The 24368-nt window shown below is 67.1% G+C and carries 25 protein-coding genes; 15 read left to right on the forward strand and 10 right to left on the reverse strand.

Translation table 11 applies throughout. The features are described 5' to 3' along the window. Positions 1-42: 42 nt before the first annotated feature. Positions 43-1599, reverse strand: coding sequence for an acetolactate synthase large subunit (locus FHT98_RS18410; protein WP_091855981.1), 1557 nt, complete (start codon positions 1597-1599; stop codon positions 43-45). A gap of 244 nt (positions 1600-1843) precedes the next feature. Between FHT98_RS18410 and FHT98_RS18415 the strand changes: the two genes are divergently transcribed. The 5 genes from FHT98_RS18415 (at position 1844) to FHT98_RS18435 (ending at position 6255) form a co-directional block, all read left to right on the forward strand. Next, positions 1844-2803, forward strand: coding sequence for an ABC transporter substrate-binding protein (locus FHT98_RS18415; protein WP_142114861.1), 960 nt, complete (start codon positions 1844-1846; stop codon positions 2801-2803). Between the two features lie 10 nt (positions 2804-2813). Then, positions 2814-3329, forward strand: coding sequence for a mismatch-specific DNA-glycosylase (locus FHT98_RS18420; protein WP_113585281.1), 516 nt, complete (start codon positions 2814-2816; stop codon positions 3327-3329). Then, positions 3326-4099 (forward strand): ABC transporter permease, encoded by a 774-nt coding sequence (locus FHT98_RS18425; protein ID WP_061965069.1) that lies wholly within the window; start codon positions 3326-3328, stop codon positions 4097-4099. Before FHT98_RS18420 ends, FHT98_RS18425 begins: the two co-directional genes overlap by 4 nt. Then, complete coding sequence (locus tag FHT98_RS18430; RefSeq protein WP_142114862.1) at positions 4096-4875, forward strand: ABC transporter ATP-binding protein; 780 nt, start codon at positions 4096-4098, stop codon at positions 4873-4875. The genes FHT98_RS18425 and FHT98_RS18430 overlap by 4 nt, the downstream gene beginning before the upstream one ends. Before the next feature lie 174 nt (positions 4876-5049). Continuing rightward, positions 5050-6255 carry an SAM-dependent methyltransferase gene (locus FHT98_RS18435; RefSeq protein WP_282568653.1) on the forward strand — a complete coding sequence of 402 codons (1206 nt, stop codon included), beginning with the start codon at positions 5050-5052 and terminating at the stop codon, positions 6253-6255. On the opposite strand, the gene FHT98_RS18440 is transcribed toward FHT98_RS18435, so the two are convergent. After that, on the reverse strand, positions 6252-7391 hold the full coding sequence (locus FHT98_RS18440; protein WP_142114864.1) for a citrate synthase family protein: 1140 nt from the start codon (positions 7389-7391) through the stop codon (positions 6252-6254). The two genes, FHT98_RS18435 and FHT98_RS18440, sit on opposite strands and share 4 nt — an antisense overlap. An 87-nt stretch (positions 7392-7478) precedes the next feature. Between FHT98_RS18440 and FHT98_RS18445 the strand changes: the two genes are divergently transcribed. Then, positions 7479-8558: a citrate synthase/methylcitrate synthase gene (locus FHT98_RS18445; RefSeq protein WP_091855977.1), complete on the forward strand. Its 1080-nt coding sequence runs from the start codon at positions 7479-7481 to the stop codon at positions 8556-8558. Here the strand turns inward: FHT98_RS18445 and FHT98_RS18450 are convergent. The 5 genes from FHT98_RS18450 to hutI all read right to left on the reverse strand — a co-directional run bounded on the left by FHT98_RS18450 (position 8555) and on the right by hutI (position 14366). Further along, positions 8555-9118: a HutD/Ves family protein gene (locus tag FHT98_RS18450; protein WP_082617234.1), complete on the reverse strand. Its 564-nt coding sequence runs from the start codon at positions 9116-9118 to the stop codon at positions 8555-8557. The genes FHT98_RS18445 and FHT98_RS18450 overlap by 4 nt on opposite strands. Before the next feature lie 82 nt (positions 9119-9200). Beyond that, the gene (gene hutU / locus FHT98_RS18455; protein ID WP_061965060.1) at positions 9201-10868 is read right to left on the reverse strand and encodes a urocanate hydratase; all 1668 of its coding nucleotides are present in this window, start codon (positions 10866-10868) and stop codon (positions 9201-9203) included. Further along, positions 10865-11674: an N-formylglutamate deformylase gene (gene hutG, locus FHT98_RS18460; protein WP_142114865.1), complete on the reverse strand. Its 810-nt coding sequence runs from the start codon at positions 11672-11674 to the stop codon at positions 10865-10867. Before hutG ends, hutU begins: the two co-directional genes overlap by 4 nt. Further along, complete coding sequence (gene hutH, locus FHT98_RS18465; RefSeq protein ID WP_142114866.1) at positions 11671-13203, reverse strand: histidine ammonia-lyase; 1533 nt, start codon at positions 13201-13203, stop codon at positions 11671-11673. Before hutH ends, hutG begins: the two co-directional genes overlap by 4 nt. Next, complete coding sequence (gene hutI, locus FHT98_RS18470; RefSeq protein ID WP_465246933.1) at positions 13200-14366, reverse strand: imidazolonepropionase; 1167 nt, start codon at positions 14364-14366, stop codon at positions 13200-13202. Before hutI ends, hutH begins: the two co-directional genes overlap by 4 nt. A gap of 179 nt (positions 14367-14545) precedes the next feature. Between hutI and FHT98_RS18475 the strand changes: the two genes are divergently transcribed. Together FHT98_RS18475 and FHT98_RS18480 are read left to right on the forward strand one after the other, a co-directional pair. After that, entirely contained in the window at positions 14546-15913 is a 1368-nt protein-coding gene (locus FHT98_RS18475; protein ID WP_248309250.1) for a formimidoylglutamate deiminase, read from the forward strand. Between the two features lie 12 nt (positions 15914-15925). Then, positions 15926-16675: a UTRA domain-containing protein gene (locus tag FHT98_RS18480; RefSeq protein WP_142114869.1), complete on the forward strand. Its 750-nt coding sequence runs from the start codon at positions 15926-15928 to the stop codon at positions 16673-16675. 78 nt (positions 16676-16753) lie between these two features. Here the strand turns inward: FHT98_RS18480 and FHT98_RS18485 are convergent, their stop codons facing one another. Next, the gene (locus tag FHT98_RS18485) at positions 16754-17020 is read right to left on the reverse strand and encodes a glycine zipper domain-containing protein (RefSeq protein ID WP_425284551.1); all 267 of its coding nucleotides are present in this window, start codon (positions 17018-17020) and stop codon (positions 16754-16756) included. Between the two features lie 256 nt (positions 17021-17276). Here FHT98_RS18485 and FHT98_RS18490 point away from each other — a divergent pair, with 256 nt between their 5' ends. The 4 genes from FHT98_RS18490 to FHT98_RS18505 all read left to right on the forward strand — a co-directional run bounded on the left by FHT98_RS18490 (position 17277) and on the right by FHT98_RS18505 (position 20576). Next, positions 17277-17660, forward strand: a complete 384-nt coding sequence (locus FHT98_RS18490; protein ID WP_061965051.1) for a PRC-barrel domain-containing protein — start codon at positions 17277-17279, stop codon at positions 17658-17660. Between the two features lie 338 nt (positions 17661-17998). Then, positions 17999-18886, forward strand: a complete 888-nt coding sequence (locus FHT98_RS18495; RefSeq protein ID WP_091855970.1) for a transglutaminase-like domain-containing protein — start codon at positions 17999-18001, stop codon at positions 18884-18886. 44 nt (positions 18887-18930) lie between these two features. Beyond that, positions 18931-19830, forward strand: a complete 900-nt coding sequence (locus tag FHT98_RS18500; RefSeq protein ID WP_142114870.1) for a diacylglycerol/lipid kinase family protein — start codon at positions 18931-18933, stop codon at positions 19828-19830. Between the two features lie 95 nt (positions 19831-19925). Continuing rightward, positions 19926-20576, forward strand: coding sequence for a phosphatase PAP2 family protein (locus FHT98_RS18505; protein WP_185745215.1), 651 nt, complete (start codon positions 19926-19928; stop codon positions 20574-20576). Between the two features lie 9 nt (positions 20577-20585). On the opposite strand, the gene FHT98_RS18510 is transcribed toward FHT98_RS18505, so the two are convergent. Then, positions 20586-21074 carry a pyridoxamine 5'-phosphate oxidase family protein gene (locus FHT98_RS18510; protein WP_170843307.1) on the reverse strand — a complete coding sequence of 163 codons (489 nt, stop codon included), beginning with the start codon at positions 21072-21074 and terminating at the stop codon, positions 20586-20588. A gap of 173 nt (positions 21075-21247) precedes the next feature. Between FHT98_RS18510 and FHT98_RS26260 the strand changes: the two genes are divergently transcribed. The 3 genes from FHT98_RS26260 (at position 21248) to FHT98_RS18520 (ending at position 23321) form a co-directional block, all read left to right on the forward strand. Further along, entirely contained in the window at positions 21248-21400 is a 153-nt protein-coding gene (locus FHT98_RS26260) for a hypothetical protein (RefSeq protein WP_170843306.1), read from the forward strand. A 78-nt stretch (positions 21401-21478) separates the two neighbouring features. Continuing rightward, positions 21479-22924 carry an aldehyde dehydrogenase family protein gene (locus FHT98_RS18515; protein WP_142114872.1) on the forward strand — a complete coding sequence of 482 codons (1446 nt, stop codon included), beginning with the start codon at positions 21479-21481 and terminating at the stop codon, positions 22922-22924. 64 nt (positions 22925-22988) lie between these two features. Next, positions 22989-23321, forward strand: coding sequence for a four-helix bundle copper-binding protein (locus FHT98_RS18520; protein WP_142114873.1), 333 nt, complete (start codon positions 22989-22991; stop codon positions 23319-23321). Positions 23322-23342: 21 nt separating this feature from the next. Here FHT98_RS18520 and FHT98_RS18525 read toward each other — a convergent pair whose 3' ends face one another. Next, positions 23343-24356, reverse strand: coding sequence for a zinc-binding alcohol dehydrogenase family protein (locus FHT98_RS18525; protein ID WP_142114874.1), 1014 nt, complete (start codon positions 24354-24356; stop codon positions 23343-23345). Between the last annotated feature and the right edge of the window lie 12 nt (positions 24357-24368).

Genomic DNA, 24368 nt, shown 5'->3' on the forward strand with positions numbered 1-24368 from the left:
TGCATGCCGCAGCGCGCACGGGATGACACCCTTCGATGCGCCTCAGATCGCCGCTTCGATCAGGAACGGCCCCTTGCGGCTGAGCGCGGCCTTGAACAGGCTCGTGAACTCCTCGGCCGTCGTGGCCCGCGCCGCTTCGACGCCCATGCCCTTGGCCATCATCACCCAGTCCAGCGCCGGCTCGTCGATGTTCAGCATCAGCGTGGCGTTGCGGCCGAAATCATTGACGCCGACGGCGCGCATCTCGCCATGCAGGATCTGGTAGGTCCGGTTGGCGAAGACGACGGTGACGATGTCGAGATTCTCGCGCGCCTGCGTCCACAACCCCTGCACCGTGTACATGCCCGAGCCGTCGGCCTGCATGCCGATGACCTTGCGGTCGGGGCAGGCGACGGCCGCGCCGACAGCGAGCGGGATGCCCTCGCCGATCGCGCCGCCGGTGAGCTGGATATAGTCGTGCTGCGGCGCGCTGTGGCAGTCGTAATAGAAGCTGCGGCCGGACGAGACCGACTCGTCGCAGACGATGCAGTTCTCCGGCAGCAGCGCCGAGACGATGGCGCAGGCCTTGTCGGCATCGAGCTTGCCGGTCGGCAGGCCGGGCTGCTCCTTGCGCGGCGGGGCGATGTAGAGCGGTGCGGTCTTCGTCGCGCCCATCTCTTCGGCGAGCCCGGTGATCGCGGCCGGCAGGTCGTCGCCGGGGATCGCGAGCTTGGCGACCTCGCAGCCGTCATGGATCAGGCGGCCGGGCTTGCCGGGATAGGCGAAGAAGCCGACCGGAACCTGCGCGCCGACGAGGACGAGATAGTCGACATCCTTGAGCTGATCGAGCGCCTTGTCGATCGGATAGAACACCTTGGGCATGGCGACGCGGCCAGCACCGCGCTGGATGCGCCCGTTCGACATCTGGCTGAAGATCTGGGCGCCGGTCACCGCGCAGATGCGCGCGGCCATCTCCATCGGCTTCTCGCGCAGCGCGAGGCCCGTCAGCATGATCGCGGCGCGCTTGCCATGCTTGCGCAGGCCGGCCGCGACCTCGCGGATCGTCGCGTCATCGACGCTCTTCAGCGCCGGCAGCTCGGTCGGCTTCAGCGTGGCGGGCTCGACGCTGCCCCAGGCGCAATCAGCCGGCAGGATCACGGTGGTGACGCCGGGCAGCGTCAGCGAGGCGACATAGGCTTCCCCGATCGCTGGGCCGACATCCTCCGGCGTCGCGATGCGGCGGACGAAATGCGACATCGGCTCGGCCAGGCTCTCGATATCGCTGGTCAGCGGCGCGTCGTGCTGGAGATGATAGGTCGCATGGTCGCCGACGACGTTGATCATCGGCGTGCGGGCGCGCCTTGCGTTGTGCATGTTGGCGAGCGCGTTGGCCATGCCCGGCCCGCAATGCAGCAGCGTCGCCGCCGGCTTGTCGGCCATGCGGGCATAACCGTCGGCCGCACCGGTCACCACGCCCTCGAACAGGCCGAGCACGCAGCGCATTTCCGGCTTGCGGTCGAGCGCCGCGACGAAATGCATCTCGGAGGTGCCGGGATTGGCGAAGCAGGTATCGACGCCGTTGATCAGAAGCGTGTCGCAAAGGCGGTCGGCGCCGTTCATTGGGAAACCTCGACTCACAGAAAATAAGGGCGCCCCTCGCGCCGGCGGGCGGAAGAGGAGGAAATTCCCTCTGCCCTGTCAAACGAGAGAATGTCATGACTTCCCCAAGCGGCGCTGATCGGCGGCTTGACCTGTTTGCATATGCAATTAGGCTGTTTTGGAACGAAGGTTGCATTGCGCCGCAAATGACGCTCCAGGCGTCAGCGTGGAGCATCGGCCAAAAAACCGGGGAAGGGTTTCAATCATGGCAGTTTTCAAGCGCATCGGTGCGACTGTCGGCTTCGGCCTCGCGGCGCTTCTCGCGGCGGGTGGCGCGGAGGCGCAGACCAAGGTCAATATCGGCATTTCCGGCTGGACCGGTTTCGCGCCGCTGGTGCTCGCCAAGGAGGCCGGCATCTTCGCGAAGAACGGCCTCGACGTCACCATCAAGAAGATCCCGCAGAAGGACCGCCACCTCGCCATCGCCTCCGGCGACATCCAGTGTGCCGCGACCACGGTCGAGACCTGGATCGTCTGGGATGCGGCCGGCATCAAGACCAAGCAGATCTTCCAGCTCGACAAGAGCTACGGCGCCGACGGCATGGCCGTGCGCAAGGATGTCGCTGCGATCAAGGATTTGAAGGGCAAGACGGTTGCGGCTTCCGCGCCCGGTACCTCGCCCTATTTCGCGCTGGCCTGGATGCTCAAGGAGAACGGCCTCTCGGTGAAGGACGTCAAGGTCGTCAACATGGAGCCCGGCCCCGCCGCCCAGGCCTTCATCGCCGGCCAGAACGACGCAGCCATGACCTACGAGCCCTATCTCTCCACGGTCCGTGACAAGCCCGATGCCGGCAAGATCATCGCCACCACCCTCGACTATCCGATGGTGATGGACACGTTCGGCTGCACACCCGCCTTCCTCGTCAACGACAAGGCCGCGGCCGCGCTGACCCAGAGCTATTTCGAGGCGCTGGAGATGATCAGGAAGGACCAGGCCAAGGCCTATGAGATCATGGGCGCCGACGTGAAGCAGACCGGCGAGCAGTTCGGCAAATCGGCGGCGTTCCTGCGTTGGTCGGATGCCGAGGGCAACAAGAAATTCTTCGCGGGCGACTGGCAGGCCTTCTCGGCCAAGGCCGCCGACCTGCTGCTCGAGATCGGCCTGCTCAAGGCGAAGCCCGATCTCGCCTCGCTGGTCGATACGCGGTTCGTCGCCGGCAAGTAACCGTCGGCGCATGACCGGCGACATCCTCCCGGATATTCTGGAACCCGGCCTGCGTGTCGTCTTCTGCGGTACGCAGGCCGGCGCTGTCTCGGCTAGGCGCGGCGCCTATTATGCCGGGCCAGGCAACAAGTTCTGGCCGGTGCTTCATGAGATCGGGCTCGTCCCGATGAGGCTCCGGCCGGAGGAATTCGCGACCCTGCCGCGCTACGGCATCGGCCTGACCGATGTCGCCAAGCGCAGCTCGGGTCCGGATTCCGCGCTGCGCGGCGGCCATTTCGACGTGGCCGGCTTCACGGCGCGGATCGCTGCGAACCGGCCCCGCATCCTCGCTTTCAACGGCAAGCGCGCGGCCCAGGTCGCCCTCGGGATCAGGGAGGGCGGGCTCGCCTACGGGCCGCAGACGCACAGACTGGCCGATGCCGAAACCTACATCCTCCCTTCGACCTCCGGCGCCGCCGCCGGCTTCTGGTCGATCGAACCCTGGAAGCAACTGGCCATGGCCGTGACCGGAACCCAATCGCGATGAGACCTTTGCAACCCGTCTCGGCCCCGGCCCGCATCGGCTACGGCCTGGCCTTCTTCGCGCTTTTCGTCGCGCTCTGGTCGGTCGCGACCTTCGGCGGCTATGTCCAGCGCCTGTTCCTCGCCGATCCGCTGACCATGGTCGGCGAAGGCTACAACCTGATGGTGCGATACGGCTTCGGCTTCGACATCATGATGACGATCTGGCGCGTCCTCGGCGGCTTCATCCTCGCCGTCATCGTCGCCTTGCCGATCGGCATCCTGATGGGCGCCTACAAGCCGATCGAGGCCTTTCTCGAGCCCTTCGTTTCCTTCGCGCGCTACCTGCCGGCCTCGGCCTTCATTCCGCTCCTGATCCTCTGGGCCGGCATCGGCGAGACGCAGAAACTGCTCGTCATCTTCATCGGCTCGGTCTTCCAGCTCATCCTGATGATCGCGGTTTCAGTCGGTTCGATCCGGCGCGATCTCGTCGACGCCGCCTATACGCTGGGCGCGACAGACCGCTCGGTGGTGCGCCGCGTCATGCTGCCCAATGCCGCGCCCGAGATCGCCGAGATCTTCCGCCTCGTGCTGGGCTGGGCCTGGACCTATGTCATCGTCGCCGAGCTGATCGGTTCCTCTTCCGGCATCGGCCACATGATCACCGACAGCCAGGCCTTGCTGAACACCGGGCAGATTATCTTCGGCATCATCGTGATCGGCCTGATCGGCCTCATCTCGGATTTCCTCTTCAAGGCGATCAACCAGCGCCTGTTTCCGTGGGCGCGCGCATGAGCAAGCTTGTCATCGAGAATCTCGGCAAGGTCTTCGCCGGCCAGCGTGGGGCCGAGCCGACACGCGCCTTGATGCCGACCTCGCTCAGCGTCGCCGACAACGACTTCATCACCATCCTCGGCCCGTCCGGCTGCGGCAAGTCGACCTTGCTGCGCATCATCGGCGGGCTGGAGACGGCGAGCGAGGGCCGCGTCCTGCTCGACGGCTCAGCCGTTTCCGGGCCGGGTGCCGATCGCGGCTTCGTCTTCCAGAGCTACACGCTCTTCCCTTGGTTGACGGTGCAGCAGAACATCGCCTTCGGCCTCCGGGAAAAAGGCATGCCGGAAGCCGAGCGCCTGAAGATCGCCCGTGACTGGGCGGTGCGCGTCGGCCTCGGCAGCTTCGTCGATCATTTCCCGAAGCAGCTTTCGGGCGGCATGCAGCAGCGCACGGCGATCGCCCGCGCGCTCGCCAACGATCCGAAGATCCTGCTGCTGGACGAGCCCTTCGGCGCGCTCGACAACCAGACCCGCGCCCTGATGCAGGAAATGCTGCTCGGCATCTGGGAGCGCGAGCAGAAGACCGTGCTCTTCGTCACCCATGATATCGAGGAGGCGATCTTCGTCGGCTCGCGTGTCGTGGTGATGAGCGCGCGCCCGGGGCGGATCAAGGCCGATATCGCGGTCGATCTGCCGCATCCGCGGCCCTACACCATCAAGACGACGCCGGAATTCGTCGCCCTGAAGGAGCGGCTGGTCGAGGAGATTCGCGCGGAGGTCATCGCGGCGGATCATTAGCCGGCAGGTCGGCTATGCTTCCCTAGCGGAACCGAACGCCCTTGCCTGCGTTGTCATGTCGCAGGCGTGGGACTGCCTTGCACCAAAGGGCGGTTACGGCGGTGCTCCGAATTGCCATCTTCAGCGAAAGGGGCGCTGCCGAAGGTGGGGCCAATGCACTCGCTGATTGCCAGAATGTTGTCTCGGCTCGCGATCGAGCCACGTATCGATGTCGTTTTCCCCGATGGCACGTTGCAGTCGATCGGGCAGGGCACTGCGCCGCGATTGCGCATGCGCATCGTCGATTCCCCGACGGAACTGAAACTCGCGCTCAATCCCGAGCTCGCCTTGGGCGAAGCCGTGATGGACGGGCGCGTCGTCGTCGAGCAGGGCTCGCTCTACGACCTGCTCGACGCGCTGGTCGCTGCCGTGCATCGCGCCCGCCCCAAGGGCTGGGGCAAGGTCCTGGAGGGCCTGCGCACGGCGGTGCGGCGCTTCCACCAGCACAACACGCCGGCGCTCGCCCGGCGCAATGTGGCGCATCACTACGACCTCAAAAGCGACTTCTTCCGGCTCTTCCTCGACCCGGACATGCAGTATTCCTGCGCCTATTTCGCCGAGCCCGGCATGACGCTGGCGCAGGCGCAGTTGGCCAAGAAGCGTCACATCATGGGCAAGCTCGATCTCAAGCCCGGCCAGCGCGTGCTCGATATCGGCTGCGGCTGGGGCGGCATGGCGTTGTCCATTGCCGGCGAGACGGGTGCCTCGGTTACTGGCATCACGCTCTCCGAGGAGCAGCTCGCCATCGCGCAGCAGCGCGGCGCCGAATCCGGCCTGCCGGTCGAGTTCCGGCTGCAGGACTATCGCCATCTCGCCGAACCCTTTGACCGCATCGTCTCGGTCGGCATGTTCGAGCATGTCGGCGTCGGCTATTACCGCGACTATTTCCGCAAGATCCGCGAATTGCTGAGCGATGACGGCGTGGCACTCGTCCACACCATCGGCCGCTCGACGCCGCCTGGCGCGACCAATCCCTTCATCGCCAAGTACATCTTCCCCGGCGGCTATATCCCCGCCATGTCGGAGGTGGCGGCAGCGGTCGAGCAGGAGGGGCTGATCATCACCGATGTCGAGGTGCTGCGCCTGCACTATGCCGAGACGCTGAAGGTCTGGCGCGAGAACTTCCTCGCCCGGCGCGACGAGGCGGTGGCGATGTACGACGAGCGCTTCGCCCGGATGTGGGAGTTCTATCTCGCCGCCTGCGAGGCGAGCTTCCGGCATGACGATCTCGTGGTGTTCCAGTTCCAGCTCGCCAAGAAGCTCGACGGCCTGCCGATCACGCGCGGCTATATCGAAGAGCGCGAGGGCGAGCTTGCGCGGAAGATCGCTGAGCCGGCCTAAGCCGGCTCCGGCCCGACATAGCGGGCGCGAGGCCGGATCAGGCGTCCGGTCTCGCCCTGCTCCAGCGCATGCGCGATCCAGCCGGCGCAGCGCGCGGCGGCAAAAATCTGGAACGAGATATCCGGCGCCAACCCGAGCTCGCTTACGATCGCCGTTAGCACGAAATCGATATTCGGCTCCTCGCCGGTCAACGCGGTGACGGCCCGGCGCGTGGCCGCATAGGCTGGCGGCAGCGTGAATGCGGTGAGCAGCGCGCGAGCCCGCGGATCGCCATCCGGATAGAGCGGATGGCCGAAGCCGGGCAGGGGCATGCCCGTCGCAAGCCGCGCCGGGACCGCCACCTCGACGCCTTCGCTTGCGATCTCGCGCATCAGCCCGAGCACGCGCGGCGTCATCCCGCCATGCAGCGGCCCGGACAATGTCGCGAGCCCGGCCAGGATGCTGGCGGCGAGCGAGGCGCGCGTCGAGGCTGCCACCCGGACCGCGAAAGTCGAGGCGTTGAGCTCATGGTCGGCGAGCAGCACCAGCGCGCGACGGATCAGGTCGGCGCCATCAGCGTCACAGCCCCAGGCCTGCGCCAGCCGGTGATGGATCGGCCCCTGTCCCGGCCGTCCGGCGATGGCGTCGACGAGCGAGTCGATGACGGAGGCCGCTTCCAGATAGAGCGCCTTCTTGGTGCGGCCGGCCATGGCGGGATCGCTGGCGGCGCGCGCGGCGATCACCGCGAACATCCGCTGCCGGGCCGGCGCCTCCGGCACGATCGTGAACAACGGCGGGAAGCGCTGCGAGCCGCAATCCCAGAGCAGCCTTGCGACATCCTCCAGCTTCGCCGTCTCGGAAAGCTTTTCGGCATCCTGTCCGCGATACCAGAGCTTGCCGCGCTGGATCGTGGCGATGCCCGAAGCCAGGATCGGCTCGCCGAAGGCGATCGCATCCTCGGCGATGGCGGCGGGCTTGCGCCCTCGCGCCTTGCGATGCTCCAGCCGCGCCACGTCCTCGGCCCGGTAGAGCCGACGGCGCGAGTCGCCCGCATCGCCGCGCGCCTCGATCAGCCCGCGGCTGACATAGGCGTAGAGCGTCTGCGGCTTCAGCCCGAGCCGCTGCATCACCTGTTGCGCCGTCAGCCAGTCGGTCATGGGAAAAACATTGATTATATTGTTCAAGATTGATTCTACTGATGAAGCTATCAATCTTCAAGGCCTCAGATGTTGAGGAGAACAGCCATGTCCGATGGCCTTGAAGATGTCGTTGCCGCCCATACCGTGCTCTCGGAAGTCGATGGAGCGGCGGGCCGGCTGGTGATGCGCGGTCACAGCCTCGATGAGCTCGCGGGCCATACCTCCTTCGAGGAGATGGCCGCGCTGATGCTCGACGGCTTCGTGCCGGACCTGCCCGCCATGAAGGACCTGCCGGCAGCGTTGGGTGCCGCGCGACAGGAGTTGTTCGAGACGGTGGTCAGGAAGGCCGTTATCCCCGTGACGCTCGGGCCGGTCGAGATGATCCGCGCGATGACGGCGTTGATCCCGGATGGCGAGGATGCCGGCACGGTGCTGCGGCTTCTGGCGGCACCGGCCGTCTTCACCGCCGCCTCGCTGCGCCTGCGTCAGGGCCTCGCGCCGGTCGCGCCCGATGCATCCCTGTCGCAGGCGGCCGACACGCTGCGCATGCTGACCGGCAAGGCGCCGACGAAGCAGCAGGCGGCCGCGCTCGACACCTATCTTGTCACGGTGGCCGATCACGGCCTTAACGCCTCGACTTTTGCGTCGCGCGTCGTCGCTTCGACCCGCGCGGGATTGGTTTCGGCCGTGCTCGCCGGGATCGGTGCGTTGAAAGGACCGCTCCACGGTGGCGCACCCGGCCCGGTCATCGAGATGCTCGATGCGATCGGTGCGCCCACCAATGCCCGCGCCTGGCTGGAAACCGCGCTCGATCGCGGTGACCGTTTGATGGGCTTCGGTCACCGCATCTACCGCGTCCGCGATCCGCGCGCCGATGCGCTGAAGGGCGCGATCCGCCGGCTCGGCGCCGATAGCGGGCGCCTCGCGCTGGCCGAGGCTGTCGAGCAGGCAGCACTCGCCATCCTGCGCGAGCGCAAGCCCAACCGGACGCTGGAAACGAATGTCGAGTTCTACACGGCGCTGCTGCTGGAGGCGCTGGGCTTCACGCCGGATTCTTTCACCTGCGTGTTCGCGCTGGGGCGCACGACGGGCTGGCTCGCCCATGCCAAGGAGCAGATCGCCGGCGGCCGCCTGATCCGGCCGCAATCGGTCTATGTCGGCCCGCAGCCGCGGCAGGCGGCTTAGCGCGCTGGAGACAGCTTCACGACGAACAACTCGCCGCCGTTCCCGGCGGCGAGTTTTGCGGTGACGGGGGCTTGGAGGACGGCGCTGTCCCCAGCGGCCAGAGCTTCTCCGTTCACCAGCCAATCGCCTTGACGAGCAACCAGAACCAGCAATCCACGCCCGGCCGCAACCTCATGCGATCCACCGCTCAGACGCTCAACGCTGTGGCTCCACGCGCCGCGCCGGCTCATCACGTTGAGGTCGTCGATCGCCCCGTCGACCAGCACGCCATCCACCGCCCGGTCGGCCGCGAAGAAGAACGGCGCGGTCGCGCGATCGAGTGAAGCCGTCTCGCCGTCGCCGAAGGCCAGCCGAATGCCGTTGCCGGTCAGCACCGACAGCGTCCGGTCGATGCCGGGGAAGGACGAGAACGGCCCGTCTGCGCCCACATTGGCCATCGAGATGCGCCAGTCGAAATCGCCGAGCGCGGCTCCTTCTGGAGAAACAGCGATTTCGGTCGTGGTACCGCCGCCGTTCTTCCACGGCATGACCTTGCAATCGGCGGCGCGGATGATGCGCATGGAACGGTCCTTCGAATTCAAGCGGCCACCGTTGTCATCCCGGGTTCTCCGCTGACGCGGAGCCCCGGAATGACGGGAGGGTTCAGCCCAGAATGCCCGGCAGGTTGAGCCCTTTCTCGCGCGCGCAGTCCAGCGCGATGTCGTAGCCGGCATCGGCATGGCGCATCACGCCGGTTGCCGGGTCGTTCCAGAGCACGCGCGAGAGGCGGGCGGCCGCGTCATCCGTGCCGTCGGCGCAGATCACGACGCCCGCATGCTGCGAGAAGCCCATGCCGACGCCACCGCCATGGTGCAGCGAGACCCAGGTCGCGCCCGACGCCGTGTTGAGCAGGGCGTTGAGCAGCGGCCAGTCGGAGACCGCGTCCGAGCCGTCCTTCATCGCTTCGGTCTCGCGGTTCGGCGAGGCGACCGAGCCGGAATCGAGATGGTCGCGGCCGATCACGACCGGCGCCTTGAGCTCGCCGTTCCGGACCATCTCGTTGAAGGCGAGGCCGAGGCGATGGCGATCGCCGAGGCCGACCCAGCAGATGCGCGCCGGCAGGCCCTGGAACGAAATGCGCTCGCGCGCCATGTCGAGCCAGTTATGCAGATGCGTGTTGCCGGGCGTGAGCTCCTTCACCTTGGCGTCGGTCTTGTAGATATCCTCCGGATCGCCCGAGAGGGCGGCCCAGCGGAACGGCCCGATGCCGCGGCAGAATAGCGGGCGGATATAGGCCGGCACGAAGCCCGGGAAGGCGAAGGCGTTCTCCAGCCCCTCGTCCTTCGCGACCTGGCGGATGTTGTTGCCGTAATCGAACGTGGGCACGCCCATGTCCTGGAAGGCGATCATCGCCTCGACATGCTCGCGCATCGAGGCGCGCGCCGCGGTCTCGACGGATTTCGGATTGGCTTCGCGCGCCTGCTTCCACTGGCCCATGGTCCAGCCCTTCGGCAGGTAGCCGTTGATCGGGTCATGCGCCGAGGTCTGGTCGGTGACCATGTCGGGGCGGATGCCGCGGCGGACCATCTCGGGCAGGATCTCGGCGCAATTGCCGAGCAGGCCGACCGACTTCGCCTCGCCGTTCTTGGTCCAGCGGGCGATCATCTCCAGCGCCTCGTCGAGCGTTTCGGCTTTCTCGTCGAGATAGCGGGTGCGCAGGCGGAAATCGATCGAGTCGGGATTGCACTCGACGGCGAGGCAGGACGCGCCGGCCATCACGGCGGCGAGCGGCTGGGCGCCGCCCATGCCGCCGAGGCCGCCGGTCAGGACCCATTTGCCCTTGAGGCTGCCGCCGTAGTGCTGGCGGCCTGCCTCGACGAAGGTCTCGTAGGTGCCCTGCACGATGCCTTGCGTGCCGATATAGATCCAGGAGCCGGCCGTCATTTGGCCGTACATCGCGAGCCCCTTCTTATCGAGCTCGTTGAAATGGTCCCAGTTCGCCCAATGCGGCACGAGGTTGGAATTGGCGATCAGAACGCGCGGCGCATCCTTGTGCGTGCGGAACACGCCGACCGGCTTGCCGGACTGGACGAGCAGGGTCTCGTCGGCCTCAAGCTGGCGCAGCGCCGCGACGATGCGGTCGAAATCCTCCCAGGAGCGGGCGGCGCGGCCGATGCCGCCATAGACCACGAGTTCCTGCGGGTTCTCGGCGACATCAGGATGCAGGTTGTTCATCAGCATGCGCAGCGGCGCCTCGGTCAGCCAGCTCTTGGCGCTGAGCTCGGTGCCGGTGGCGGGGCGGATGACGCGGGTATTGTCCAGGCGGGTCATGAGCGGCTCCGTTCGAGAGTCCTGGCCGCGTCGAGGGCGGCGGCGATGATGGCGGACAAGGCGGTTTGCAAGGCAGCGGCCTTCGTCGCGTCGAAGGTCCAGGGCGCGGTCTCCTCGGAGAGATAGGCCGAGAGCGCGATTTCCATCTGGAGCGCGTGCACGCGCTCGAAGGGGCGCCCGTAATGGCGCGTGATCCAGCCGCCCTTGAAGCGGCCATTGGCGATCTGGGTGGCCGGCTGGCCGGCCATCGCGGTGATGGCGGCGGCCTCGACGCTCGCGGCGCAGCTCTGGCCGGAATTGGTGCCGAGATTGAGCGTCGGCAGCGTGCCCTCGAACAGGCGCGGGATCACCGACTTGATCGAGTGGCAGTCCCAGAGCACGCAATAGCCGTGCTCGGCCTTCACCCGCTCGATCTCGGCCGCCAGCGCCGTGTGATAGGGCTGGAAATAGGCCGCCTTGCGCCGCTCGATCTCGTTCGCTTCGGGCGTGGTCTGCCAGATCGGCGCGCCGTCGAAGGTCGTCGTCGGCACGAGCTCGGTCGTCGCCTGGCCCGGATAGAGCGAGACGCCGGCTGGGTCGCGGTTGAGGTCGATGACGAAGCGCGAGAGCTGCGCCTCGACGATGCTTGGCGCGAACGGAGCGGCGAAGCTGTAGAGCTGGCGCATATGCCAGTCGGTATCCTCGACCAGCTTTCCACGCTCGTTGAGCTGCGCCGCGACGTCCGGCGGAACGCCGGTGCCGGGATGCGGCATCGAGAGGATCAGCGGGGAGGAACCCCGCGTGACCGAGATGATACCGGCGCTCATGCGCTGCACTCGGCGAAGCTGTCGAGGCCCGCCGCCTTGCCGACGGCGCCGGAGAGCACGAACTCGGTCGCGGCCGCGAGATCGGGGGCGAGATAGCGGTCCTCGGTCAGCTGCGTGATCTTGCTGCGCAGCAGGGCGAGCACGGGCTCCAGTCGCGCGCTGGTCTTGAGCGGGCGGTGATGCTCGATCGCTTCCGCCGCCGCCATCAGTTCGACGCCGATGATGCTGGCCGCATTCTTCGCCATGTCGATCAGGCGGAAGGCGCCATGCGTCGCCATCGAGACATGGTCTTCCTGGTTGGCCGAGGTCGGGATGGTGTCGACCGAAGCGGGGTAGGCCTTCTGCTTGTTCTCGGAGGCGAGCGCGGCGGCCGTGACCTGCGCGATCATGAAGCCCGAGTTCAGGCCGGCATCGCGGGCGAGGAAGGGCGGCAGGCCGCTCATCACGGGATCGACCAGCAGGGCCATGCGGCGCTCGGAGAGGTTGCCGATCTCGCAGACGGCCATCGCCAGGATGTCGGCGGCGAAGGCGACGGGCTCTGCATGGAAATTGCCGCCCGAGACGATCTCGCCGGGGCCGAGCACCAGCGGGTTGTCGGTGACGGCGTTGGCCTCGATGCCGAGGGTCGCAGCGACATTCGCCAGAAGCCCATGGACCGCGCCCATCACCTGCGGCTGGCAGCGCAGCGAATAGGGGTCTTGCACCTTGGTGTCGCCATGGCGATGGCTCTCGCGGATCGCGCTGCCGGCGATCAGATCGAGCAGGATCTTGGCGACCTTGATCTGGCCGGGCTGGCCACGCAGCGTCTGGATGCGGGGATCGAAGGGCGTATCGGAACCCTTCAGCGCATCGACCGAGAGCGCACCGGCGACGAGCGCGGCATCGAAGACACGGGCGATCGCGGCAAGGCCGGTCAGCGCCAGCGTGGTCGAGACCTGCGTGCCGTTGATCAGCGCGAGGCCTTCCTTGGCGCCGAGCGCGAGCGGGGTGAGGCCCGCGCGCTTCAGCGCGTCAGTCGCCGGCAGGATCTCGCCCTTCAGGCGGATCTCGCCGTAGCCCATCAGGGCGGCGGTCATATGGGCGAGCGGGGCGAGGTCGCCGGAGGCGCCGACCGAGCCCTTGGCGGGGATGACCGGCAAGGCATCGGCCTTGAGCGCATTGGTCAGCGCCTCGATCACGACGGGGCGTACGCCGGAGGCGCCGCGCGCCAGGCTCGCCGCCTTCATCGCCAGCAGCAGGCGGACCACGCCGTCAGGCAGGGCAGGGCCGGTGCCGACCGCATGCGAGACGATCAGGTTGCTCTGGAGCTTGGCGAGATCGGCATCGGCGATACGCACGCTGGCGAGCTTTCCGAAGCCGGTATTGACGCCATAGGTCACGGTGCCGGCGGCGACGATCTCCTCGACGATCTTCTGGCCCGAGGCGATGTTCTTCGCGCTCTCGCCGCCGAGCGAGGCGGCGGCGCCGTCGAGGATCGCGCGCCAGTCGGTGAGATGGGCTGCGCCCGGGTTCAGCGAAACCGTGGTCATTGTCCGTTCCAGATGCGGGTGTGAAGGGGATTGAAGCCGATGCGGTAGGCGAGTTCTGCGGGGCGCTCGATCTCCCAGATCGCGAGATCGCAACGCTTGCCGGCTTCCAGCGTGCCGACCTCGTCCTGGAGGCCGAGCGCGGTCGCGGCATGACGGGTGAGCCCGGCCAGCGCCTCCTCCGGCGTCATCCGGAAGAGCGTGCAGGCCATGTTGAGCACGAGAAGCGGCGAAGTGAGCGGCGAGGAGCCGGGATTGGCGTCGGTCGCCAGCGCGATCGCTGCGCCATGCTTGCGCATCAGTTCGATCGGCGGCTTCTGCGTCTCACGCAGGAAATAGAAGGCGCCGGGCAACACGACCGCGACCGTGCCGGCTTTGGCCATGGCGATGACGCCGTCCTCGTCGAGATATTCGAGATGGTCAGCAGACAGCGCGCCCATCTCGGCCGCGAGCTTGGCGCCGTGCAGGTTGGAAAGCTGTTCGGCATGAACCTTGATCGCTAGGCCCTTGGCCTTGGCGGCCTCGAACACAGCCTTCGTCTCGTCCGGCGAGAAGGCGATGCCCTCGCAGAAGACATCGACCGCATCCGCCAAGCCTTCGGCTGCGACGGCATCGAGCAGCGGTCCGGCGACGAGGGCGGTGTAGTCGCCCGAGCGGCCCTTGTATTCCGGCGGCACGGCATGGGCGCCGAGGAAGGTAGTGCGGACGGTGACGGGGCGCTCGCGGCCGATCCGGCGCGCGACGCGCAATTGCTTGAGCTCGGCCGGCTGCTCCAGCCCGTAGCCGGACTTGATCTCGACGGTGGTGACGCCCTCCGCCATCAGCGCGGAGAGGCGCTTATCGGCGGAGGCGAAGAGCGTGTCCTCGCTTGCCTCGCGCGTCGCCTTGACCGTGGAGAGGATGCCGCCGCCAGCCCGCGCGATCTCCTCATAGGTCGCGCCCTGGAGACGCAATTCGAACTCATGCGCCCGGTCGCCGCCATAGACGAGATGGGTATGGCAATCGATCAGGCCCGGCGTGATCCAGCGGCCCGCGCAATCGACGGTCTCGGCAGCCAGGAAGGCGGGCGCCTCATCGCGCGGCCCTGCATAGACGATGCGTCCGTCACGGGCGGCGACAACGCCGTCCTCGATCGCGCCATAGGGCGCATCGACCGCAGGCGACATCGTCGCCAATCGCGCATTCGTCCAGAGCTTCTCGCAAGCCAGCGTTTCACCAGGCGCTTTCGCCACCGTGCGTCCTCCCGCTACTCTTTGAATTGAAGTCATGCTATCCAATTGCATATGCAATTGGCAAGTGTTAATTGCATATGCAATTGAGCGCCAGCGAGCGACGGAGCGAAACGGTGACCGAGACCCTGCATCTGGCCGAGGCGCTTTTGCCCGAAGGTTTTGCCAGCGATGTGAAGCTGACCGTCGCCAACGGCACGATCACATCCGTCGAGGCAGGGGTGAAGCCGGCAGGGGATAAGAGCAGCTTCGCCGGTATCGCGCTGCCGGGCATGCCGAACCTGCACAGCCATGCCTTTCAGCGCGGGATGGCAGGTTTATCCGAGCGCCGCGGCGCGCCGGAGGATTCCTTCTGGACCTGGCGCGAGGTGATGTACCGCTTCCTCGACCGGCTCGATCCCGATGATGTGCAGGCCATCGCCGCGCAGGCCTTCGTCGAGATGCTGGAGGGCGGCTTCACCGCGCTCGCCGAGTTCCACTATCTCCACCACGACAAGGACGGCCGCGCCTACGCGAACATCGCGACGATGGGGCAGGCGATCGCCTCCGCCGCACAGGAAACCGGGCTGGGCCTGACGCTGCTGCCGGTGCTCTATCGCTTCGGCAATTTCGGACAGGCGCCTTCGGTCCATGGCCAGCGCCGCTTCGTTAACGACCGCGACGCCTATCAGCGCCTGCTGGAAGGCAGCGCCGCCGCGATCCGCGATCTGCCGGACGCACGGCTCGGCGTCGCCCCGCATTCGCTGCGCGCGGTCGCACTCGACGATCTCGGCTGGGTCTCCTCGCTGCGCCCCAACGACCCCGTCCATATCCACGTCGCCGAGCAGGTGCCCGAGGTCGAGGCCAGCCTGAAGATCACCGGCAAGCGCCCGGTCGAACTGCTGATGGACACGATTCCGCTCGACCGGCGCTGGTGCCTGATACATGCGACGCATCTGACCGATGCCGAGCGTGACGGCATCGCCCTGAGCGGCGCGGTCGCTGGTCTCTGCCCGATCACCGAATCCAGCCTCGGCGACGGCATCTTCGACGGCATCCGCTATGCGCAAGCCGGCGGCGCCTATGGTGTCGGCAGCGATTCCAACATCCAGATCGATGCCGGCTCCGAGCTGCGCCAGCTCGAGTATTCGCAGCGCCTGCGCGACCGCCGCCGCGCGCTTTTCGCGGAGGAGACGGCCTCGACCGGTCTCGCGCTCTGGCAGGGCGTCTGTGCCGGCGGCGCGCGCGCCTGCGGCCGCGCCATCGGCGCGATTGCGCCTGGCCACCGTGCCGATTTCATCACGCTCGACACTGATCACCCGGCCCTTGTCGGCAGGGGCGGCGCCGAGGCTGTCGATAGTGCGATCTTCGCCGCCAACGCGATGCCTTTGCGCGATGTCGTCGTCGGTGGCAGGAGGGTGGTGGCCGAGGGGCGGCATGTCGCCCGCGATTCGGTGCGCGCCCGCTTTGCCGGCGTGATGCGGCGCCTGCTCGCAGCGGACTAACCAGGGACGACGATGACGGAGACCCGGCTCGACGCGGTGAAACTGGACGGCGCCGGGCCGGTCTATGACCAGATCCGGCGGGCGATCCGCGACCTCGTCGTCAGCGGAGAATGGCAGCCGGGCACCAGCGTGCCGCCCGAACATGCCCTGATGGAGCAGCTCGGCGCCTCGCGCATGACGGTGCATCGCGCGCTCGTCCAGCTCGCCCGTGAAGGCCTGATCATTCGCCGCCGCCGCTCCGGCACCGTGGTGGCGACGCCCCCGGCGAGCCACGCCATGCTCGACATCCTCTCGATCCCGGAAGAGGTGCGGCAGCTCGGCCAGACTTACGCCTATGAGGTGCTGGCGCGCACCGATGGCCGGCCTTCGCCGGAGGTCGCCGAACTGTTCGGCCTGAAGCGCTCAGACAAGGTGGCACACCTGCTTGTCGTGCATCGCGCTGACGGCAAGCCGCATGTGCTGGAGGAGCGCGTCATCCATGTTGCCGGCGTGACCGGGCTGTCGGACGAGGATTTCGCCGGGACCCCGCCGGGCGACTGGCTCTTGCAGCACAGCCTGTGGTCGCAGGCCGAGCATGCGATCAGCGCGATCGGGGCTGGCGAAGAGCAGGCCGCCTTGCTCGACATTGCGGTCGGCGAGCCCTGCCTCTTGGTCGAGCGGCGGACCTGGAACCAGTTGCAGCCGGTGACGGCGGTGCGTCTGCTCTATCCCGGCTTCCGCCACCGCTTTGTCGGGCGCTTTGGGCCGTACGGCGCCGCCTGAGGGCAGGGAGGGCACGTCACCCCCGCAAAAGAAAAGGCCCGCCGGTCGGGCGGGCCTTCGTTGGGATGGGATGCTGTCTCAGCAATCGTAGACGTAGCGGCGGCCCCATTCGTCCCGCCCGTAGCAGCTTTGACGCGTCGCCGCGCCACCGATGATCGCGCCACTCGCGCCGCCGATCGCTGCACCGGCCAATGCGCCGCCGGCGCGTCCCGTGGCCGCGCCGCCGATGATGGCGCCGGCGCCCGCGCCGATCAGCGCGCCCGTGCCGGCATTCTGCTCGCGGGGCGTACAGGCGCCCAGCGCGGCGCCGATGGCTGCGACAAGCAGCAGCTTCTTGATGATCATGATCTCTCCTCCTCCGTGAGATGACGGGTCGCTCGAAGCACCCAACAGTGTCGGGCGACGAAGGTTCCGCCTGGCGGCAAACCGCTATCGCCTTCTTCCATCGGTCTTCAGTCTTGGAGAGGGATTTCGTGTCCGCACGAAGGCCGCGAATTTTCCCGGTCGCGCCGGAACCTATCGTCCCAGCGTCGGTTGGTGAGGCAAGTCCCGCCGGAGGGCGCTTTCTCCGGCATCCCATCGCGAAACAAGGGGGAAGACCATGACCGATGTTCCCATGACCGCCACTGCGACCGCCAATCCGCTCATTGCGGGTGCCCGCGTTGCCGGCACGGATGTCTACAACGCGGCCGGCGACCATCTCGGCGAAATCTACGACGTGATGCTCGACAAGCTGACCGGGAAGGTCGCCTACGCCATCATGTCCTTCGGCGGTTTCCTCGGGCTGGGCGAGAAATACCATCCGATCCCGTGGAGCGTTCTCGACTACGACACGCAGCGCGGCGGCTATGTCGTGCCGCTGACCAAGGAACAGCTCGAGGCGGCGCCGATGTATGACAGCGAAGGCGAGCCGGACTGGGACGACAAGGCTTACGGCAAGCGTGTCCACGACTACTACGGCACGATGCCTTACTGGATGATGTGACCGCAGGGCGATTTCGCCTGAAGGTGACCCGCCAAGTTATAGTTTGAATCGGTCGCGTTTCAAGGAATGCGGAGCCGATCAGGGCGCAGGTCGCGGCGGTTGCTATCCCCCCAGCCGAACCGTCGTGGCGGCGGGATGCGGGCCGAAAGGCCCGCATCTTCTTGTTTGGAGTGCTTTGCCGAAACCTGCCAAATTCGTGGCGGATCGGCGTTTTTTGGAGAGTTTTGGGAACAGTCGGGCCCCTTCGCGCGTCTAGCCGACGGGGGATTACGACGCCCGAAGATCCGCAGCAGCCCAAGCGCGAAGCGGTCCCGGCCCTCACATCAGGAGAAGGCGAGATGCGCATCCGTTACGGCTATCGGATCGAGCTGATCTGTGCCCATGACATGCCCTTGATCACCTTGCTGGACGTGCATCCGTCGCGCCGGCACGATCTGACGACGCCTGACGAGATGAGGCTGACCTCGCTCGCTGATCCCTCCCGGCCGATTGCGATGACGCAGGATCTCGATGCCTTCGGCAATATCCGTCGGCGCATGATCGCGCCGCCCGGCGGCATCCGTCTGGAATCGGAGGGGATCGTCCACGATTCCGGCGAACCCGATATCGTGAATCCGGTCGCCCGCGAGGTTTCTCCGTCGCGTCTCCCGGACTCGGCTCTCGTCTATCTCCTGGGCAGCCGCTATTGCGAGACCGACAAGCTCTACGACCAGGCCTGGAGCCTGTTCGGGCAGGTCCAGGCGGGTTGGCCGCGGGTGCAGGCGATCGTCGACTTCGTCCATAATCACCTGAGCTTCGGCTACCATTTCGCCCGCAACACCCGCACCGCCGCCGAGGCTTTCGAGGAGCGGATCGGCGTCTGCCGCGACTTCGCGCACCTCGCCGTCGCGCTCTGCCGCTGCATGAATATCCCGGCGCGCTACTGCAACGGCTATCTCGGCGATATCGGCGTGGCGCCCAATCCCGCCCCGATGGATTTCAATGCCTGGTTCGAGGTCTTCCTCGGCGGGCGCTGGTACACGTTCGATGCCCGCCATAACGAACCGCGCATCGGCCGCGTCGTCATCGCGCGCGGCCGCGACGCGACCGATGTCGCGATGATCAGCTCCTTCGGAACCCATACCCTGCAGCGCTTCGAGGTCGTCACCGAAGAGATCGAGGAGGTGCCGATGCCGTTGATGCCATCGATGCCGGAACAGTTCGACGCGCGCCCGGCCGCCGCGTAACCGCTCTTGCGCGTGATCGGGCGCCACCCATCTACCCCAGCACCATGCGCTACACCGTCATCGTCAATGCCCGCGCCGGAACGGTTCTTGAAGCCGGCGCGGATGCTTTCGCCACGCGGCTGGAGGCTGCCTTCGCGGCCCATGGCTGCGGCGCTGACGTACACCTCGTGCCCCCGCGCGAGATCGACGATGCGCTGTCCCTCGCGATCGAGGACCGCCACGCGATGCCGGTCCTTGCCGGTGGCGACGGCACGATCAACGGCGCCTTGCCGGTCCTGATCCAGGCGGACCGCCCCGTCGGCATCCTGCCGATGGGCACCGTGAACGTGCTCGGCCGCGATCTAGGGCTCGCCGGCCCGCTGGAGCAGCAGGTCGGGGCACTCTGCCGGGGCGAGCCGGTGGAGATGGATGTCGGCCGGGTCAATGACCGGCTGTTCCATTCGCTGTCCGGCATGGGCTTCTTCAGCCTGATGGCGCGCGAGCGCGAATATGCGCGCCGGCGCTTTCCCTTCAGCCGCGCGGCGGCCTTCGGCATCGCCGCGACGCGCTCGATCCTGTTCACCCGCCCGGTCATGCTCGACATCACCATCGGCAGCGACCATCGCCTCGTCGAGGCCGATGCGGTGCTCGTCACGGTGAACTGCTTCGAGGGCGCGGACTGGCGTCGCCCACGGCTCGACGATGGCGTCTTCGAGGTGCATGTCCTGAATGCCGGCGGTCTCTATTCACGTGGCAAGGCGGCCTTGTCGGTCGTGTCCGGTCATTGGCGTGATTCGCATAATCTGGCCTCCTTCACCGGCGATGCGGTGACGTTGACGCGGCGCGACAAGCGGCGCGGGCACATCACTTTCGACGGGGAGGTCGAGCGCAAGGCCGGCCCCTTGCGTTACGGTCTCCTGCCGAAGGCGCTCAGCGTGATCGCCGCCCGCCCGGCGAGCACGTGACGAACCCCGCGAGTCACAGGCGGCGGAACGCCGCCTGTTCGACCCCGATGCCCTCCGGTAATCTCCTGTCCCAGACCTTTCGGAGATCGCGCTTCTTGCCCCAGCCACGCATCCTCGTTCCCGCCGTGGCCGGCCTGGTCTTCCTTGGGCTGGCGCTGCTGATCGTTTCCGGACGCAGCTTCTCCCTCGATACCACGCTGATCATGCTGTTCCGCGATGCCGCCAACCCCGCGGTTCCGCTCGGGCCGGCCTGGTTCCACGAAGCGGTGCGCGACATGACCGCGCTCGGCAGCTTCGTCGGGTTGTTCTTCATGGCGTTGACCGCGACGCTGGCGCTCTGGCTCTGCGGCTATCGCCATCTCGCGATCGGCTTGGTCGTGAGCCTCGCTGCCGCTTTCCTGGCCAGCACCGGCCTGAAGATCGTCATCGCCCGCCCGCGGCCGGACATTGTCGAGCATGCGGCCCTGACCTTCACCGCCAGCTTCCCAAGCGGCCACGCCTTCCTCTCGGCGGTGACGTTCCTCACCATCGCCGGCTTCGTCGGCCTCGCCTCGCGGCGGGCGGATATCGCCCGCTTCTGCATGGTCATGGCGGTGGTCATGGTCGGCCTGATCGGCCTCAGCCGGATCTATCTCGGTGTGCATTGGCCGTCCGATGTCCTCGGCGGCTGGTCGCTCGGGATCGTCTGGTCGAGCGTTGCGAACGCATGGCTCGGCCGCAAAATGGCCGCTTCCGACCCGGCCTGAGGCCCTGGCTCAGCGCATGTCGATGGTGGCGTTGACGCCGAGATCGGGCGTGCGGCCGAGGATCTTGGCGGTTGCCAGCTTGAAGGCGACGAGCACGCTGCTCGACGGGCCGTCCCAGATCTCGGCGGAGGTCGGCGTGAGCGCCAGCAGCGTCGCGTCGGGATCATCAGGCCCGTTCGGGAACCAGGCGCTCGCCATCGGCGTCCAGACCTCGCGCAGTGTCTCGCGGCTCGGGACCTCGGAGGCCGAGCAGGAGATCGCGGCGTAGAAATTGCGGTCCTCATGGCTGATCGCCACGCTGACGGAGGGCGAGCGCAAGGCTGCGCCGATGATGCCGGTATGCCGGTGCGTGATGAAGAGCAGGCGGTGGTGGTCGCGGTCGAGATGGCCGGACATCGGCCTGGTCCTGATGTCGCCTTCGGCGACGAGCGAGACCATGTAGACCGGGTGGGCAGCTAGCGCAGCCCAGATGCGATCCTGCAGTTCGGTGTCGGCCATGGCAACCTCCTGCCGGTGCGATCCTGTCATGGCCAGCGTCGCTTGGGAACCGGCCTGTGCGCCATGCCAACGCTGCGCGAGAAGCAACGTTCCCGGCGGTGCAGCGGAACATCGCCGCCCGGCCCGCGTTGGGATCGGGCTTGCGGCTTGGCCGCCTCCAACAGGATTTCTCCATGCTCGCTTCGCGTCATCTTCTGGTTGTACTCGTCCTTGTTCTCGTCGCCGCTCTCGCCGTGACCGGCTATTCGCTCTACCAGGAGAAGAAGCAGCCGGACGGCGTGGAAATCTCGGTCGGCAAGAACGGGCTTTCGATCAAGGAAAAATAGCCTGTCGCCCTGGGCATTGGCCTTCCCGTTCCAAAGGCGCTAACACCCTGCCACGAGCCTGTTTCGTGGGAGAGAGAGATGAACGCGCCCTTCAAGAACCTCATTGCCGGCGAATGGGCCGGCGGAGCCAATGCCTCGCGCAACATCAATCCCTCGAACACCAACGACGTCGTCGGCGAGTACACGCAAGGGACGGTCGAGGACCTGAACAACGCGGTCGCCGCCGCCAAGGCCGCCTTCCCGGCATGGAGCCGCTCCACCCCGCAGGAGCGCTACGACATCCTGAAGAAGGCCTCCGACGAGATCCTCGCCCGCAAGGACGAACTCGGCCGCCTGCTCTCGCGCGAGGAGGGCAAGACCCTTGGCGAGGGCATCGGCGAGGCGACCCGCGCCGGCCAGGTCTTCGCCTTTTTCGCCGGTGAGTGCCTGCGTCTTGGCGGCGAGATGGTGCCGTCGGTGCGTCCGGGAGTCGGCGTCGAGATCACCCGCGAGGCGGTCGGCATCGTCGGCATGATCACGCCCTGGAACTTCCCGATCGCGATCCCCGCCTGGAAGATCGCCCCGGCGCTTGCCTGGGGCAATTGCGTCGTCCTGAAGCCCGCCGATCTCGTGCCGGGCTCGGCCTGGGCGCTGGTCGACATCCTCCAGCGTGCCGGCCTGCCCAAGGGCGCGCTCAATCTCGTCATGGGCCGCGGTTCGGTCGTCGGCCAGGCGCTGCTGGAGCACAAGGACGTGCATGCGATCTCCTTCACCGGTTCGGTCCCGACCGGCCGCAAGGTCGCGGCCGCCTGCATCGCCGGCAATCCGATGAAGAAGGTCCAGCTCGAGATGGGCGGCAAGAACCCGCTCGTCGTGCTGGATGACGCCGATCTCAAGGTTGCCGTCGAGGTTGCCGTGAACGGCGCCTTCTTCTCGACCGGCCAGCGCTGCACGGCCTCCTCGCGCCTGATCGTCCAGGCCGGCATCCACGACAAATTCGTCGAGGCCTGCATCGAGCGCCTGAAGAGCGTCGTCGTCGACGATGCGCTGAAGGCCGGCACCCATATCGGCCCCGTGGTCGACCAGAGCCAGCTCGACCAGAACCTGAAATACATCCAGATCGCCAAGGACGAAGGTGGCAAGCTGGTCTTCGGTGGCGAGCTCCTGAAGCGCGACACCCCCGGCTTCTATCTTCAGCCGGCGCTCTTCACCGAGACGACCAACGCCATGCGCATCTCGCGCGAGGAGGTCTTCGGCCCGGTCGCCAACATCGTCCGCGTCAAGGATTACGAGGAGGCGCTCAGCCTCGCCAACGACACCGAGTTCGGCCTCTCCTCGGGCATCTGCACGACCTCGCTCAAGCATGCGACGCATTTCAAGCGCAACAGCGAGGCCGGCATGGTGATGGTCAACCTGCCGACGGCGGGCGTCGACTATCACGTCCCGTTCGGTGGCCGGAAGGGCTCCAGCTACGGCCCGCGCGAGCAGGGCGCCTACGCCAAGGAGTTCTACACCACGGTCAAGACGGCCTACACGCTGGCCTGACCACCGGAACAGGCCGCCTGTCGCGGCGGTTGATCGGGATACCCCTCCCGATCGGAGCCGCGACATGCACCATCTCGACCCGAAGACGCGCAACGCAGCCGACCTCGCGCTCGACTGCTACAAGCACTGCCACGGCATGGCGATGACCCATTGCCTGAAGGTGGGCGGCGCTCATGCCGAGCCCGACCATCTGCGCCTGATGGCGGCTTGCGCCGAAATCTGCCGGACCACGGCGCATCTGCTTTTGATGGATTCCGTCCACGGCCGTCACATGGCCAGGGAATGCGCCGAGGTCTGCGAGGCCTGTGCAACCGACTGCGCACGGGTCGGCGACATGGAATCCTGCGTCGCCGCCTGTCGTGCCTGTGCCAAGGCCTGCGCCGCGCTGGCGGCCTGAGCGCGGGCCGGCCCGCAAGGCTCAGAAGCCTTCCAGCACGATCTTGCCCTTGGCGCGGTTGCTCTCGATCAGTGCATGCGCCCGCTTGAGATTGGCGGCGTTGATCGTGCCGAAATGCTCCGCCAACGTCGTGCGGATCTTGCCTTCGTCGACGAGGCGCGAAACTTCCGCCAGGAGCTTGCCCTGCTCGCCCATGTCGGCGGTCTGGAACAGCGAGCGGGTGAACATCAATTCCCAGTGCAGCGACAGGCTCTTGCGCTTCAATGGATTGGCGTCGAGCGTCTTCGGATCGTCGATCAGGCCGAACCGGCCCTGCGGTGCCATAAGCTCGACGATGCCCTCCAGATGGGTATCGGTATGCGTGGTCGAGAAGACGAAGGCCGGCGCGCCGATGCCGAGCGCCGCGATCTGCGCCGGCAGGGGCTTCGTATGGTCGATCACATGATGCGCGCCGAGTTCCTGCGCCCAGGCGCGAGTCTCGGGCCGCGACGCGGTCGCGATCACCGTGACGTCGCTGAGCTGGCGCGCGAGCTGGATCGCGATCGAACCGACGCCGCCTGCGCCGCCGATGATCAGCAGCGCATGTGCCGCGCCCGGCACCGGCTTGCGGATATCGAGCCGGTCGAACAGCATCTCCCAGGCGGTGATGGCGGTGAGCGGCAGGGCAGCGGCTTCGGCGAAGCCGAGGCTCTTCGGCTTCGGCCCGACGATGCGCTCGTCAACGAGATGGAATTCGGCATTCGAGCCCGGCCGGTCGATCGCCCCGGCATAGAACACCGCGTCGCCCGGCTTGAACCCGGTCACCTCCGGCCCCACCGCCCTGACGATGCCGGCCGCATCCCAGCCGAGTACATTCGCCTGGCCTTCCGCCGGCTGGCTGCGGATGCGGAGCTTGGTGTCGACCGGGTTGACCGAGACGGCCTGGACCTCGACCAGCAGGTCGCGTCCGGCCGCCTTCGGCTCGGGCAGGTCGAGATCGATCAGGCTGGTCTCGGCGGTGATGGGTTGCGACTGGCGGTATCCGACGGCGCGCATGGCGTCTCTCCT

This window comes from Allobosea sp. AK1 (assembly GCF_006714945.1).
In the GTDB taxonomy this organism is placed as follows: domain Bacteria; phylum Pseudomonadota; class Alphaproteobacteria; order Rhizobiales; family Beijerinckiaceae; genus Allobosea; species Allobosea robiniae.